The sequence below is a fragment of the Paenibacillus sp. J22FR83 genome (assembly GCF_059691955.1).
Genome location: NZ_JCAUAM010000008.1, coordinates 62,319 through 77,402, shown reverse-complemented (window position 1 = coordinate 77,402; position 15,084 = coordinate 62,319). Strand labels below are relative to the sequence as shown.

The following is a 15,084-nucleotide window of genomic DNA, read 5'->3' as shown; positions in this document are numbered from 1 at the left end:
GGGTTTTCTTTTTTTCGACATATTCAGCAAACTTTCAGGAAGAAAATACATGTTTTCCCTTCATTTTTCGCGAGGAAATGCCGATGAAAATAGATATCTATTTTCAACAAGCAGATTCTAGCAACAGCTTTAAATGGAGGGAAATGAAGCATGAAATGGTTTTCTCAAGGTAAATGGTTGTCCCTAGTCGTCATTTTCATTCTTGCAAGTCAGGCTATTTTCACCGGAAGTGCTTTCGCCGCGACTGACATTTCGAAGTTAGTTTTGAACAAAAATGAACTGAGCTTGCAGGTTGGCGACACGGCTAATCTGACAGCCACGGCCATTTTCACAACTGGCTCCACCGAGAATGCAACAGTCAAGACCGATTGGAATTCTGGTACGACCGAAGTAGCAACCGTCTACGCGGGTGTCGTGACAGCCAAGAAAGAAGGTAAAGCGGTCATTACGGCCACCTATCTTGGAGAGACAGTCATCGTTAACGTAACGGTTACCAAAAAAGTAAAATCATTAACCACCGATAAGCAAGCTCTTGATCTTCGCCTCAATGGAACGAGCCAAGTGCTGATAACAGCTTACTATGACGACGGTACTTCTGCCGATGTAACAAGTAAAGCAGACTACACAGTCGCATCCAGCTCTGTTGCTACGGTGACGAATGGTCTAGTTAAAGGACAAAACCCGGGAAGCACGACCATCACGGTATCTCATATGAATCAATCGATCGTTCTGGATGTCGATGTCGAAGTTGTACGTCGTCTTGACCCAGAGAAATCCAATGTCTCCTTACTTCTGAAGGGCACTAGCTCGATTGAATTAATCGCGACATATCCTGACGGCACAAAAGATAACGTAGCTGCTAAAGCAGTATGGACATCCGACAAGCCAGAAGTGGCAGATGCCTTGAAGGGTACAATTACCGGGTACAGTGTAGGGAAAGCAACGTTAACCGCAACCTACGGTACCAAATCGACAACAATTACGGTTGATGTGGATAGCACATTGAAACTTGAGTTGGACAAACAAAGTATTTTGTTAAAGAAGAATGGGACAGGCACGTTAAAACTTAATGCTACCTATCCTACAAGCAGTACGCCAACGGATATCTCGGATCGCGCAGAATGGTCTTCCAGCGATGAAAGTATCGTATCTGTAACCAAAGGCAAGCTTATCGGTAACGCAATTGGTGAAGCAACCATCTCCGCGAAGTACGGGGATAAAACAGTCACAGCGAAAGTTGACGTTGAGGTTCCTCGTCGTTTGGTCGTGAGCAGCGAGCTTGTGATCTTGAAAGCAGATGAAACGCAGCAACTTGAGTTATTTGCTACCTATGCTGATGGCTCCACTGACAATCTTGTCAAAGATAGAGCCGAATGGAGCGTAGACGATGAAGAGATCGCTACGGTAACGAATGGACTTATCACATCGTATAAAGCTGGTGTTGCGAATGTAACTGCTACCTACGGTGGCAAGAAGACGACAACCCGAGTCGAAGTTGATGTTCCTACCATCATCACGCTGGACAAGAAAACAGTGAATATGCAAGTCGGAGATTCGACTACGGTCACAATAACGGCTAATTTCAAAGGTCGCACAGATGACGATCTCAATGAACGAACCAAATGGACATCAAGCAACAAAGATATCGTTGAGGTTCGTGATGGTATCATTACAGGTATTGCTACGGGCGCCGCTACGGTGACTGCCGAATACGGTACGCGTAAAGCGACTGTACAAGTTTCGGTAGGTGAATTGAAGTCCCTGACGATTAACCAAGAGAAATTAACCCTGAAGAAGGGCGAAACGGCAACCCTTGCTGCTGAAGCAATCTATACCGATGATACCAAGAAGACGGTAACTGCCGACGTCATTTGGACAAGCAGCAACCCTAAAGCGGCTACGGTTGACAAAGGGGTCGTAAAAGCCATCGCATCAGGCGAAACCACGATTACTGCTCAATTGGACAACAAAACAGTTACAATTCCAGTAAAAGTAGATATGGCTAGTGAATTGAAAGCCAATGTGACTAGTTTGGTTTTTGATTTGAATGAAACGAGATTAATTAAAATTACCGCAACAGATGACAACGGTGATGATGTTATCGTTACGACTGATGTAGAATGGAAGTCCAGCAATACAAGCATTGCTACTGTTTCTAAAGGTCTAGTTACACCTGTTGCCCGCGGTAAAGCAACCATTACAGCTACTTATGGCGGTAAATCTGTCTCTGTTCCTGTAGAAATCGGCGTAATTGAAAGCTTAACAGCAAACAAATCCTTCTTTGTAACGAAAAGCGGTTCTGACACACAACTGAAATTAACTGCAACACTGTCCGATGGCACAACGAAAGACGTGACGGAAAGTGCAACTTGGAAAGTAGCTTCTTACAAACTCGGAACGATTGAAAAAGGACTTTTCACAGCAACAGCTTCAGGAAAAACAACCATCACTGGCTTCTTCGGTGGTAAGACGGTCTCCATTCCTGTTGAAATCGACACCTTGAAATATTTGAAAACGAATGTGGTTAAGCTCACGCTGAAGGAAGGCGAAACAGCTAAAGTAGAAGCGATCGCAACCTATTCAGACGGGGCAGAGGATGATGTAACCAAACCAGCATTATGGACAACATCCAACATCATGACCGCAGACGTGAAGGATGGCACGATCAAAGCAACTGGCAAAGGAACTGCCCGCATTACGATTACGTTTGGCAACATGAAAACAGCCGTTCAAGTGACGGTCACGAAGTAATCCGTGCGTACAGAACCGTTGCTCCTAGTTATCTAGGGGCAACGGTTCTTCTCTTTATATAGGCTTGAGCTTCACACCAATTCCTCCATGCATAACTTCTCGTTCACAGGGGAATATATGCTTACTTACACTGAATGACCCCTATCTACTAACTACCTGGAGGCATGGATAATGGTTACCCGCTCTTTCAAGTTAGCTTCGATTTCTTTCCTTACTTTCTCTCTTCTGCTTGGAGCCCATCAATATCGACTGCATGCCCATGATCACAGTACGCAGGTGTCGCAGACTGAAAACCTGCATAGCTTGAAGAATGGTGCCGCTACTATGTACCAAACCAACCCTTATGGCATGCCAGGGGCAGAAACACGTCTACTCCCTACTACGAGCTTGAATGGCTACGCTGCTGCTTATGGGATCACACCGCCAACAGCTCTGAATGTTGCCACTCTGCAAGCTCAGTCCGTCGCCGCGACGCCAAAGGATAAAACGAAACCTTGGTATAGCTACATCGGTTTATTGGGGTTGCTTGGATTGCTCGGACTGGGGTCACGATCCAATTCTTCGTATTCGGAATAGCTGCAAGTCAAACCATGCAAGAAGCCTAGTTCCTGTTGGGGACGGGCTTTTTGGCATGCCTTGTAAACACTTGTTTATTGAATAGACTTTTGTTTTGAGGTGCGTTAGAATGAGGAGAGAACGTTGAAGGAGGGTTGCTTCGCATGGATCGTGAAGGGCAAATCCTAGCACTTATCCGACAAAATCCATTCATTTCCCAGCATGAAATCGCAGGTATCATCGGTATCTCGCGGTCCGCTGTCGCTGGTTATATTGCCTCTTTGACCAAAAAGGGAACGATTCGCGGCAGAGCCTATGTCACCTCGGATGAACATACGATTGTCTGCATCGGCGGAGCCAATCTCGATAGTAAAGCCACAAGTAAGCATGTGATCCGCCTTGCCTCATCGAATCCAGTTACCGTAACGGAGTCTTGCGGCGGCGTAGCTCGCAACATCGCGGAGGCTTTGGCCGGATTAGCTTGTCGAACAGCACTCCTGACTGTGATCGGAGACGACAAAGCAGGCCAGTGGGTGCTGGAAGAAACCCGGCGCCGAGGCGTCGACGTCAGCCAAACCATTGTGCTCAGTGGCGAAAATACAGGATCCTACACGGCACTCCTCGACACGTCGGGAGAGATGTTTCTAGCTTTTGCCAATATGGACATTTACGATAAATTCGTACCCGCGATGCTTCGGGATAAATGGCCCCATATTGCCGCCGCACAGCTCGTGATTGCAGATACGAATCTACCAAGCGAAGCCCTAGACGAGTTGATCCGTCGCTGTCAGGAGGAGAATATCCCGCTCTTTATGGATCCTGTTTCTTCGGAGAAATCGAAGAAGCTTCCGACGGACCTTACGGGTGTCACGGCTATTTTCCCGAATTTAGAAGAAGCGATTCAACTCGCGCATACGCCCTTAACCATGAATCAAGATGTCATTGATATGTTCCACGTAGAGCCAAACCATAGCCAAATTGCGAAATCCATTCGAAACCGCGGCGTGAAGCATGTGTTCATTACCTTGGGGAGCCGAGGCGTCTACTATTCGGGAGAAGAAGGCGAGCATTTCTTTCCATCGATACCGACCCAGGTTGTCGAGGTTACTGGCGCAGGCGATGCCTTCGTAGCCGGCATTGCTTATGGCGTTACCCATCAACATACGTATATGAAATCTTGCGAATTTGGTCTTGCTGCTGCGCACATTACACTTCAAACCAGTCAATCCACGTCCAGTGAGCTGAACGAGGAACGCTTGCAACTTACGATTAACACCATGACTAAAGGAGACTAAACCCATGTTATCTCACTCATACTTAACGTTTACTGATGAAGTAAAGGAAGCTCTCGCGAACAACAAACCCGTTGTCGCACTTGAAACGACGATTATTTCTCATGGCATGCCCTACCCGCAAAACATTGAAATGGCCAAAAAAGTAGAACAAATTATTCGCGATAACGGCGCTGTTCCGGCAACAATCGGCATCATGGATGGGAAAATCAAGATTGGCCTAAACGAGCAGGAACTTGAAGCTTTTGCAACGAATGGCCACGTAGAAAAAGTAAGCCGCCGCGACTTCCCGTACATTCTCTCGTCGGGCAAAATCGGCGCGACGACGGTATCCGCGACCATGATCGGCGCTGCCCTTGCTGGCATCGAAGTGTTCGCTACCGGCGGCATTGGCGGTGTCCACCGCGAAGGCGAAAACTCCATGGACATCTCCGCTGATTTGACGGAGCTGGCGGCCACCAACGTCGCCGTTGTCTGCGCCGGCGTGAAGTCGATCCTCGACATCGGACGTACGCTCGAGTACCTGGAAACCCACGGCGTACCCGTGGTAGGTTACCAAACGAGCGAGTTCCCGTCCTTCTACGCCCGCGAGAGCGGCTATGGCGTAGACTTCCGCCTCGATGAGGCGGCTGACGTGGCCGCTATGCTCCGCACGAAGTGGGAGCTCGGCCTTAGCGGCGGCGCCGTCATCGCCAACCCGGTCCCAGCGGAATCCGCTATGGACCATGTCGAAATCGAGGCCGTCATCCAGCAGGCGCTGAATGAGGCCAAAGAGCAGAACGTGACCGGGAAGAAGGTCACGCCTTTCTTGCTAGCGCGGATCAAGCAGCTGACGGAAGGCCGCAGCCTGGAGACGAACATCGCGCTCGTGTATCACAATGCGCAGACCGCCGCAAGGATTGCGGTTGCGCTGAAAAACTAGAATAGACTCGCTCCCCGTGTGGGGGGCGAGTTTTTTGTATAGCCTTCGACTGCTCGGCACCAGAGCTGTCAGGGGAAACGTATCCAGTTACTCCGTTACCCATTGTGTTTTCAAGGCAAAAGGGACACGCGCTGCTTTCGTTGGAATGACTTCCGGATAACCAATATAAACAAAACCGACCATCTCTTCTTTGCCACTGAGGCCGAAGTTCTCTTGCATTTTGGGATGATATGTCGGATCCCCAGTGCGCCAAATCGTGCCTAAGCCTAAGGCATGTGCAGCTAGCATCATATTCTGTACAGCACAGTGAACAGCTGCATATTCCTCTATTACAGGTACGACAGGCTTCTCAGCTGGGGAGACAGCCACCGCAATAACAAGAGGAGCGCGAAACGCTTTTTTCTCGCTGCTGCTGCGCAACTGCTCCTCCTCTTCCTCCGACAGAGCCGCATCTGCTCCTGACTTCGCTTCCGCAATGGCGACTTCTGCGTAGCCGCGTCCCAATAACTTCCTGCCTTCGCCTGACATCACCCAGAACCGCCAAGGTTCTGTATTCGCGTGATTCGGTGCCCAGACAGCAGCTTCCAAAATCTCTTCAATTAGCGCCTGCTCAATAGGATCCTGCTTGAGTTTCCCAATACTGCGTCGCTGGCGAATCGCTTCTTTGACATCCATTCGTCCCACTCCCCATTCGTTTGAATTGTTTGCAGCCGCTCGGTTTTGACGGCGTAATCGCGCCTGTTCCCCTGCGTTGCTGGCGATGTACGCTACTCACGACTTCATCTACACTTTAATTTACATGTTCCCACTCGTATTTTCAATTTTCCCACAAAATAGTCAGACGGACGTGTCAACAACCTAATTAGCTAGTGAAGCGGCAGAGATGCAAGGTGCAGATACCGTGAGCAAGTAGCTAGTGTTGGCCTCCCCCAGAATACATGTAAAAAGTACAGTTAAATCAGCACTATTTCCCCACTTTAGCGAAATAACTGGATGACATGTAGGTAATTCCACCCATTTCCAGCGAAAATAGCAAATACCGTGAAATTAACTACCTTTTTTCCATCTAATCCTGGATTTTACCCTCGGAGTGTGAAAATAGCTGTAGATTTTCCAGTTAAAATACTTAGCTCCCATCAGACTTGTACAAAAAAGAAAAAAGACCCCAACAAACCTCGTTGAAGTCTTTCTTCATATCCTAACACCGCGATTAACTCGTCATATTTAGTTTCTTATCGGTTGGAAGGAAAGCTGCAAGCAGTCCCAGCAACGGCAAGTACGCGCAAAGCCGAATCACGAAGCCGATACTTGTCGCATCCGCCAATGTCCCCAGCACTGCTGAGCCTATACCGCCTAAGCCGAACGCCAGTCCGAAGAATAGCCCCGACACCGTGCCAACTTTGCCTGGCAGCAACTCCTGCGCATAGACTACGATTACGGAGAAGCCCGACAGCAGAATGAACCCGATGCAGGCACATAGAACCGCTGACCAGAATAGGTTCACAAATGGAAGCAGCAAGGAGAATGGCGCTGTTCCCAAGATGGAGAACCAGATCATATTTCGTCTGCCAAAGCGGTCGGCCAAAGGGCCACCCATGAATGTACCCACAGCACCAGCTGCCAGCAAGGTGAAAATAATGAGCTGTGCTTTCCCCGTCGTGACACTGAAATGGTCCATTAAATAGAATGCGTAGAACCCCGTCATACTGGCTACATAAACGAACTTGGAAAAGAGCAGCATGATCAGAATACCTAGCGCGTAGGCGATTGTTTTCTTAGGCAAAGGCTTCTTCACTGAAGCCGATTTACGAACTGTGGCACGCACAACTAGTGCGCCTTGGTACCATTTTGCCACAAAAATCTGAACTACGATCCCCGCTGCCGCCGCAAACGTAAACCAAATGATCCCGAATTGTCCTAATGGTACGAAAATGAGTGCTGTAAAAATAGGAGCCAACGCTTGACCAATATTCCCCCCTGTTTGGAAAATCGACTGCGCTAGCCCTCTACGAGGGCCCGCAGCTAAGTAGGCGACCCGCGAAGACTCTGGATGGAGCACCGAAGAGCCTAGTCCAACCAGGATAACGGCCATAATCACATGCGAGAACGTGCCCGCATAGGCCAATACGACAATACCAAACAGTGAGAAAACCACACCGATTGGCAGTAAGTAGGGCTTCGGCCTCGCATCCGTATACAACCCGATCAAGGGCTGGAACAAAGAAGCTGTCACATTGAGTGTGAAAGCGATCCACCCGATCTGAGTGAAACTTAACTGCAGGGAGTCATGCAGAATGGGGAAAATCGCGGGAATGACCGACTGTATCGCATCATTCAATAAATGCACCAAACTGATCGAAAATAAAATCGCATAAACCGTACGTGCTTGTGCCTGTGCTGAGTTGGCCGTAGTAGCCGTAGCTGAACCTGTTGCTGTCTGCATGAAAAATCACTCCTTATCATCATATCATCTGATGTTTAAAATCGTGGGGAAGGATCAAACCGGCCCTTCTTCCACATTAACTTGTTGCTTCGAATTGCTTAGCTGCTGTCCCCTTGCTCCTAGTTCTCCCCTACGCTTACGCTTGCTTCATGCTAGTCAGAGTCCTGCTGAAGAAACTTTTTGACCGTCTGGACGGTCCCCTCTAGATTCTGAATGGTCCAATACTCCGCAGCAGCCACATCCTTATCTCGAATCGCTTGAAACACATTTACATGATAAAGATGATGGTGATCGTGAACCTGCTCATCCTTCACTAAATTCGTCAGAGCTTCCAACAGCACCGCCGAGAATGAGCGATAGAGATCAACAACGATGGCATTCTTGCTCGCGACCGCAATAGCCAAATGAAACGCCATGTCAGCAGCGAGGTAAGCGTTCGTATCATCTCGCTCTAGCGCCTGCAACCGTTGATCCAAGGCTTCACTCATTTGCGCCAAATCGGCCTCGTCGCGACGTTCTGCAGCGAGCCTGGATATTTCTAACTCGAGCATCTTCCTGACTTCGTAGACTTCCAAAATCTCCGCGCGGCGCAATCGGTGAACGAGCGGTTCCTGCATCGCTGCATCGGAATGCCCTGTCAGAAATGTGCCGAAACCCTGCTTCTTCTCCAGCAGTCCCGCATGCACAAGAACCCTAACAGCCTCTCGGATCGTAGAGCGGCCAACACCGAACTGCTCCATCAATTCCGGCTCGGTCGGAATCTTATCCCCCATTTTCAGCTCGCCATCGGAAATTTTCTTCTGCAGCTGAGTCACAACATCATCTACTAGCTTGGGACGGCGAAGTGTTTGGAAAGAAACTTTCGCATTCATCTGATCATCTCCTGTTATGGCGAGTATATCACAGATGCGATCTGTTTTACTATTGATATTTCACCACGCACAAATTAGCACTCGCCCATCAAGACTGCCAGAAATTTGACAATGACGTGGATGATCAGGCAAGCTATAGTTATAGCAACAAGACAAGCACGTGAACTACTAGATAGCTAGATTGCGAGAAACTTCAAAAAATTTTATTATGCCAAGGGGGACCTTCCTAATATGAAATCTAACAAACTTACTGTGATCTCAACGACTGCCATGGCTTTATCCCTATTCGCATCTCTAACACTCGTTCAACCTGCTTCTGCTGCCGTGAAAACAAGCGCTGATTTTACAGATTTGGCTGGAAGTAACGCAGCTTTGAAAACGAAAATCGATCGTATGATCGCCGATGGTATTTTTGAAGGAGTCTCCGTTTCAACTTTCGGAATCTCTCAAAATATGACGCGTGCCCAATTCGCTAAAGTAGCAACGAAAATCTACAATATCCCGGTTGATCTCACGATTAATGTATCCAGCTTCACAGATGTTCATGCGGATGACGCGGCGAACGGTTGGGCGATCCCTTATATTGAAGCAGCCAAAAAAGCGGGTCTGATCGATGGCGTGACAGCAACAACCTTCCTCCCTGGGGAATCCGTTACAGCGGCGCAGTTGGATACCGTGCTTCTTAAAGGATTAGGAAAGACCGTTTCGATGACGAGCTCTCCTTGGTACACCGATGCGGTTCAGCAGGCAACTGCTCTTGGTATTCATCCAACTAGCAAATCTGGCGACCAAGCCGCGACACGCGAAGATCTCGTACTTAGCTCATACGGAGCTCAAGAGGCCTTCAACGCTCAGAAGCCGCCTGTCGTAACACCGTCTAACCCAGGCAATGTTTCCGTAGTAGGGGATTACCACTTAGCTAGCGTCATTGATAGTGGTTTGACTAACTCCGCTACTGGTACCATCACCAAAACGATTGCTGAAGATCCTACACTAAGTAAATTTGCAAAAGAAATTAAAATAAAAGTAACCTCAGCTGGCGGTGAGGAAGTTGCTACTCCGGGAATTGTCCAGTCTGCTATCGCCGCAGATTCCAGCATTGCCAAAGTAGGCCTTACTTCTGACCATCGTGCTTATGTGCTGGGGAACAAACCAGGAACCACAGACGTAAGTCTTATTGTGCAGATTGGCAATGGGGAAGCTAAACAACTGCATGTCAGCGTAACTGTTGAAAGTACTTCTGTCAGTGTGAAGACGTTGACCGCGGGAGAAACTTCCATTACTCAACCTATGACACTTAGTGTTGGTGACAGTGTGTACAAAGCAAATTTCGACGCCTACACAGCCATGAATCTTAAAGCTACAGATAATTATGGCAACACGTATGAGAACCTCGACATCGCTAATTATAACTTTGCGCTAGGCACTTTATTTATCACGAATGACGTGCAAGGCGAAGCCGGATCCGCTGTTGGATCGGTATCCGTTGATCCTGATGGTACCGTGCATGTAACGGGTAATGTTACATCCTTTGAACTTACGGCTGTTTCCGCTTCAGGTGTCAAAGTGACAAGCTATGTAACGCTAACGAAATAAAGGTAACTTGAACTAAGCTAACTTGAAAGGAAAGCTCCCCGCTTGGGGAGCTTTTTTGTATGGGGAGGCACATTAGCCCATCGCTCACATATATTGCTAGTGCTCATCATTTTACAGAAAGGGGTCGGACTCGATGTATAACGACCCAACCTTTTACGCCTATCCCCCAGTTCATTATCATCAATATCCCGTTCATCCCTACCACTACGCACCTTACTGGGCGTGGGACCGCAACTTTCCGCCTGTGAATACCACAATGCTGTCTACCTCCGTCGTTGCCTCTGAGCACCTCCTGAAGGATGCTTCTTTCCTTGTGAAGAAGCTCACAGACCCTGTGGTCGCCAAGCAGTTAATGACGAATGCTCAGAATGGCAATCAGAAAGAAGTAGACCGCATCGTGCACTCCTTCGGGTATGAATCCGATATTGAAACTAGCTACAGTCCCAGTGCTGTTCAGTTCGTGGTGGGTCCCCCCAAGAATGGGAATCCATGCTGCCGCGTCACGCTCATGCTCAAATGGGGCGAATAAATCTAAGAGCAACCCACCTCCTAATACGAGTTGGGTTGCTCTTTTTTTCAGCGCACGTCGATACGACTTAGCAGCGGCCACGTCACTGCGAGCCAATAGGAAGCTGCAACGAGCACGCCCCAGTAGAGGCTGTAGTATATATCCAATACGGAGTAGGAGGATATGTAATAATACGTGCGTTTGCGACTCATCGAAAAACGCTTCGCTTCCATCGCCACCGCCGTCCGATGGGCACGGCGGATGCTTTGAGCAAGCAGCGGAATGGCAATCATCCGCATCGTGGTATACCACGCGGTCAGCGGATTCCGCTGCTTGCGCTTGCCCCTCACCTTGAGCGCATAGCGAAGGGTCTGCAGCTCCTCCAAGATGACAGGCAGCATGCGCAGCGCTGCCAGGAAGCTGTACGCGTACTTCGGCGCGACCTTCCACTGCTGCATCATCGCGTAGAACAACGCGACAGGCCGCGTGGTCAAGCTGAACAGTAACCCGACGGAGGCAACCTGTATGCCACGTAGACCAAGATGGATACCGCGGTAGAAGCTTTCCTCCGTAATTCGAATAATCCCCAAATGAAACCATTCGGTCTGCCCGTCACCGAACATCATCATCCCTGCTGTCGATGACACGAAAATTAGCAGAAACGGCGATGCATATAGCAACAGTCTCTTCGCAGGATGACCGGATAATAGGGCCAGAGGCAACAAGGCGCCTAGCGTCAGGAATAGCATCATGTTCAGATTATGCGTGAAGACGACAACGATGAATAACCCGATCGATAAGAGGAGCTTCACGCCCGGATTAACCCGATGCAGCCACGTTTCGCGAAAGGTGAACGTTATTTGCATAGCTGCGGCTCACCTCCAGTAGCAGGGACGGACACAGGCAAGGGCGCGACTTCCGCCACGCGCCCAGCTTCGACCTGCCAGACGCGGGTGGCCCAGCGCTGGACGATCTCCTGATCGTGTGTCACCATCACGATCACGGTTCCGCTGGCGCGCAGCCGCTCCAGCGCCTCGAGCATGCGCAGCGTGCCTCGCGCATCGAGCCCGAAGGTGGGCTCATCCAGCAGCAGGATGCGTGGCCCGCGTACCATCGCGGACGCCACGCTAAGCCTGCGCTTCTGGCCCAGCGAGAGCTGAAACGGGTGCCGCTCGCGCAGCGCGAGCAGGTCGTATTCGCGGAGCAGCCCCTCGGCGGCTGCCCACTGGCCTCTCGGCTGACCTTCTGGCAAGCCATAGGTCAGCTCTTCCTCCACGGAGTTCGTGACGAACTGGAACTCCGGGTTCTGGAACACAAAGCCGACTTGCTCCGCAATGTGCTCGACTTTGTTTCCCTTCACTCCCGCGATCAGACAGCTTCCGCGGGTTGGAATGAGCCGCATGATCGCGAGGAGGAGCGAGCTCTTGCCTGCACCGTTGGCACCGACAACGGTGATCCAGTCCCCTGGATAGACGCTAAAGTTATCCACAGAGGTCCTGATCTGCCCGCCGCGAACACCGACGAAATCTTGAAAGACCATAACCGGCTCAGCGGTCTGTGCGCTTTCTTGCGCTTTCCCTGGATCGTCTACTCGCCCAGCAGCCCCCTGCTCCTGGGCGTAGTCCTCCCACACCTCGGGATACCAGATGCCATATTCCCTGATCTGCTCTTTGTACTTCTCAAACATCGCAACCGGCGGCCCATCCGCTAAAATCTTCCCCTCAGGTGTCAGGATAATCAACCGATCGAGCAAATCCAGCAAACCGCTGATCTTGTGCTCTACGATGAGGAGAGTTTTGTCCCCACTGATCGCTCGTATCGTGTCCCACACCTGTTTCGTACCCTCGTCATCCAACAGCGCCGTGGGCTCATCGAGAAAGAGCACTTCCGGCTCAAGCGCCAGCACACTAGCAATCGCCAGACGCTGCTTCATCCCTTGAGACAGCGTACTAATCAACGTATGGGTATCAGGCACATGTAACCCCACCAAGTCCAAGTAATACCGAATGCGCGCAGGCATCTCCGCTCGCGGCACTTCCTGATTCTCCAACACGAACGCAATCTCTTCGTCCATATAAGGCATGCAGAACTGTGTATCTGGATCTTGAAAAACATACCCCCACCGGCTAGGCCGGCGAATCTCATCCGCTTTGAGCGGAAGCTCAATCATGTCAGGGACAATTCCGCTCAGCACCTGCAGCAAGGTCGATTTGCCGCTACCGCTAGGTCCCAGCAGCAGCACTTTTTCCCCCGGCTCGATGGAAAAGGAAACCCCCTGAAAGATCAGGGGGGCTTCATCGCCGGGATATTTTAACCGTAGATTCGTAACGCCCATTCCTTCGCTCATCTCGTTAACCCAGTACGTCGTAATCTTTTTTGGAAACGGGACGAATCAAATTCAGTACACCCGTACGCGACAAGGCACTCGTCAGATAGTACGCGAATACTCCCGCGATCAAAGCGCTGCCTAGCAGACGTAAAGTAATAAACAAGACGTAATTCCAGAACGCCAACTGATCAATATAGCCATAGTACGTATCTACAAAAATGGACATGATAGCCGAAGCAATGGCGGCGAGTATTGTCACTCCCAAATTGGTGCGACGATAGCGGAAGGCCGCGAACACCAGCTCTGCACCGAGCCCTTGCAGTAAACCAAAAACAAGCGTCCCCACACCCCAATGGCCACCATATAGTGCCTCAATCGTTGCGGCTGCCAATTCAGCCAACAGGGCAACACCAGGTTTGCGAATCACGAGGAACGCGAATGTTGCCGCCATGAACCACATACCGTAACTCAACTGCTCGGCATGTAGGCCTAGCGGTTTCATGAGATCATAAATGGGTCCCCAAATCCGATAAATCACACCAAACACAGCTGAAATGACGATCGTGATCAAAATATCTGTCAGCTTCAACCCTTTACTACTTGCACTTGCTTCCCTTTGTGCCATCTTCTTCTCGACTCCTTTTTCCCATTCATATTTGTCAATGAGATAGGCGAACACGCCAACCTTGGATACATGGTCCCTTTTGCCCCTTAAGAACAAAAAAAGCCCACCGGAATACCGGCAGGCTTGAACATTTGTGCATAAAAAAAGCACATTAGGTCTCTACGCTGGCATTATCCAGATCAGATTAACGGTCAGTGGCATAGGGCCACTATCTCAGCCTGACTTCATCAAGCACCCGTGTTGCTATTCATTTGGCTTAACTGTAGCGGATTAGCTCCTCTTTGGCAATCCTTTTTTTTCCATGGAATACTCGTTGCGCATTTATTTCTCAATCAGATGCTCCAAACCCTCTATTTGTACATACCACAATCAGGAGAATTTTAAAAGTTGACTTCCACCCCTAAGAAAAACTACAATTTGTAGTGTGCTCATTATTTTTTACAGAAAAACTTATTCAGCGTGGATGATTCCATGAGGCAGAAAGGGATTGAACGGATGACTATATTGCTCTATATCGGACTAGCTCTATTCATTGCAGCTATCGTTGGTTATGTGCTCGCAGCAAGGATTAACAAAGATAACACCTCGAGATTGAAAAAGGCTGAAAAGCAAGCCCTAAAGAAGAAGCATAAGACCTGGCAATTGATTTCACATGCCCTGCTCATTATCGCTCTCGGCAGCATCGGTACTTCGCTCATTCAAAGTTCAGCAGGCAAATACAGCCTAGACAAGCTAAATTCAGGAGCTAACATTCAGGTCACGACAGATAAGGACTACGGGCGCGAACATAAAGATGGCACCTTGATGTACGAAATGAAAATCCCTACTTCAGGTACGCACAGCCCGCATGATTTGAAATTTGGTTTCTACAAGGAAAGACCTGGTTATGAGATGCTTGTCCATAACTTGGAGCATGGCGATATCATTATTCATTACCATCCCGATGCACCGAAAGAGCTGAAAGATCGCTTGGAATATTTGACTCACTTCAGGACGGCTGGCGCAGGTGTACTTGCGGTTCCGAATCTTGATGTACCTGCCGATCAAGAGGTCGTCGTTACGGCTTGGACGAAAACAATGAACCTCGCCAAGTTCGATGAAGCTAGTGTAGGCACGTTCATTTACGACTATATTAACAAAGGTCCTGAGCAAATTCCTGCCAACATACGCCTTGGCGGCGGAACGATGTAA

13 protein-coding genes and 1 riboswitch are annotated in these 15,084 nt (G+C 49.4%); of the genes, 7 read left to right on the top strand and 6 right to left on the bottom strand.

All coding sequences use genetic code 11. The annotated features are described in order from the left end of the window. Window positions 1-150: 150 nt before the first annotated feature. The 4 genes from AC58PV_RS15790 to AC58PV_RS15775 all read left to right on the top strand — a co-directional run bounded on the left by AC58PV_RS15790 (window position 151) and on the right by AC58PV_RS15775 (window position 5,520). Window positions 151-2,751, top strand: coding sequence for an Ig-like domain-containing protein (locus tag AC58PV_RS15790; RefSeq protein WP_497433182.1), 2,601 nt, complete (start codon window positions 151-153; stop codon window positions 2,749-2,751). A gap of 171 nt (window positions 2,752-2,922) precedes the next feature. Further along, the gene (locus AC58PV_RS15785; RefSeq protein ID WP_497433181.1) at window positions 2,923-3,327 is read left to right on the top strand and encodes a hypothetical protein; all 405 of its coding nucleotides are present in this window, start codon (window positions 2,923-2,925) and stop codon (window positions 3,325-3,327) included. A gap of 143 nt (window positions 3,328-3,470) precedes the next feature. Next, window positions 3,471-4,601: a carbohydrate kinase gene (locus tag AC58PV_RS15780; RefSeq protein ID WP_497433180.1), complete on the top strand. Its 1,131-nt coding sequence runs from the start codon at window positions 3,471-3,473 to the stop codon at window positions 4,599-4,601. Window positions 4,602-4,605: 4 nt separating this feature from the next. Next, window positions 4,606-5,520 (top strand): pseudouridine-5'-phosphate glycosidase, encoded by a 915-nt coding sequence (locus AC58PV_RS15775; RefSeq protein ID WP_497433179.1) that lies wholly within the window; start codon window positions 4,606-4,608, stop codon window positions 5,518-5,520. Between the two features lie 87 nt (window positions 5,521-5,607). On the opposite strand, the gene AC58PV_RS15770 is transcribed toward AC58PV_RS15775, so the two are convergent. The 3 genes from AC58PV_RS15770 to AC58PV_RS15760 all read right to left on the bottom strand — a co-directional run bounded on the left by AC58PV_RS15770 (window position 5,608) and on the right by AC58PV_RS15760 (window position 8,835). After that, complete coding sequence (locus AC58PV_RS15770; protein WP_497433178.1) at window positions 5,608-6,195, bottom strand: nitroreductase family protein; 588 nt, start codon at window positions 6,193-6,195, stop codon at window positions 5,608-5,610. 535 nt (window positions 6,196-6,730) lie between these two features. Beyond that, window positions 6,731-7,963, bottom strand: coding sequence for an MFS transporter (locus AC58PV_RS15765; RefSeq protein ID WP_497433177.1), 1,233 nt, complete (start codon window positions 7,961-7,963; stop codon window positions 6,731-6,733). Window positions 7,964-8,115: 152 nt separating this feature from the next. Continuing rightward, window positions 8,116-8,835, bottom strand: coding sequence for a FadR/GntR family transcriptional regulator (locus tag AC58PV_RS15760; RefSeq protein WP_497433176.1), 720 nt, complete (start codon window positions 8,833-8,835; stop codon window positions 8,116-8,118). A 231-nt stretch (window positions 8,836-9,066) separates the two neighbouring features. Between AC58PV_RS15760 and AC58PV_RS15755 the strand changes: the two genes are divergently transcribed. Continuing rightward, complete coding sequence (locus tag AC58PV_RS15755) at window positions 9,067-10,431, top strand: S-layer homology domain-containing protein (protein ID WP_497433175.1); 1,365 nt, start codon at window positions 9,067-9,069, stop codon at window positions 10,429-10,431. A gap of 133 nt (window positions 10,432-10,564) precedes the next feature. Then, window positions 10,565-10,960 (top strand): YuzC family spore coat inner layer protein, encoded by a 396-nt coding sequence (locus AC58PV_RS15750; protein WP_497433174.1) that lies wholly within the window; start codon window positions 10,565-10,567, stop codon window positions 10,958-10,960. A 47-nt stretch (window positions 10,961-11,007) separates the two neighbouring features. Here AC58PV_RS15750 and AC58PV_RS15745 read toward each other — a convergent pair whose 3' ends face one another. Genes AC58PV_RS15745 through AC58PV_RS15735 form a run of 3 tightly spaced genes read right to left on the bottom strand, consistent with a single transcriptional unit; the run spans window position 11,008 to window position 13,893 of the window. Then, complete coding sequence (locus AC58PV_RS15745) at window positions 11,008-11,805, bottom strand: energy-coupling factor transporter transmembrane component T family protein (RefSeq protein WP_497433173.1); 798 nt, start codon at window positions 11,803-11,805, stop codon at window positions 11,008-11,010. Beyond that, a complete protein-coding gene (locus AC58PV_RS15740; protein ID WP_497433172.1) occupies window positions 11,796-13,274 on the bottom strand; it encodes an ABC transporter ATP-binding protein in 1,479 nt (492 codons plus the stop codon). Before AC58PV_RS15740 ends, AC58PV_RS15745 begins: the two co-directional genes overlap by 10 nt. Before the next feature lie 16 nt (window positions 13,275-13,290). Next, the gene (locus AC58PV_RS15735) at window positions 13,291-13,893 is read right to left on the bottom strand and encodes an ECF transporter S component (RefSeq protein WP_497433171.1); all 603 of its coding nucleotides are present in this window, start codon (window positions 13,891-13,893) and stop codon (window positions 13,291-13,293) included. Between the two features lie 139 nt (window positions 13,894-14,032). Continuing rightward, window positions 14,033-14,142, bottom strand: a riboswitch (TPP riboswitch). A 222-nt stretch (window positions 14,143-14,364) separates the two neighbouring features. On the opposite strand from AC58PV_RS15735, the gene AC58PV_RS15730 reads away from it, so the two are divergent. Continuing rightward, window positions 14,365-15,084: a DUF3105 domain-containing protein gene (locus AC58PV_RS15730; protein ID WP_497433170.1), complete on the top strand. Its 720-nt coding sequence runs from the start codon at window positions 14,365-14,367 to the stop codon at window positions 15,082-15,084.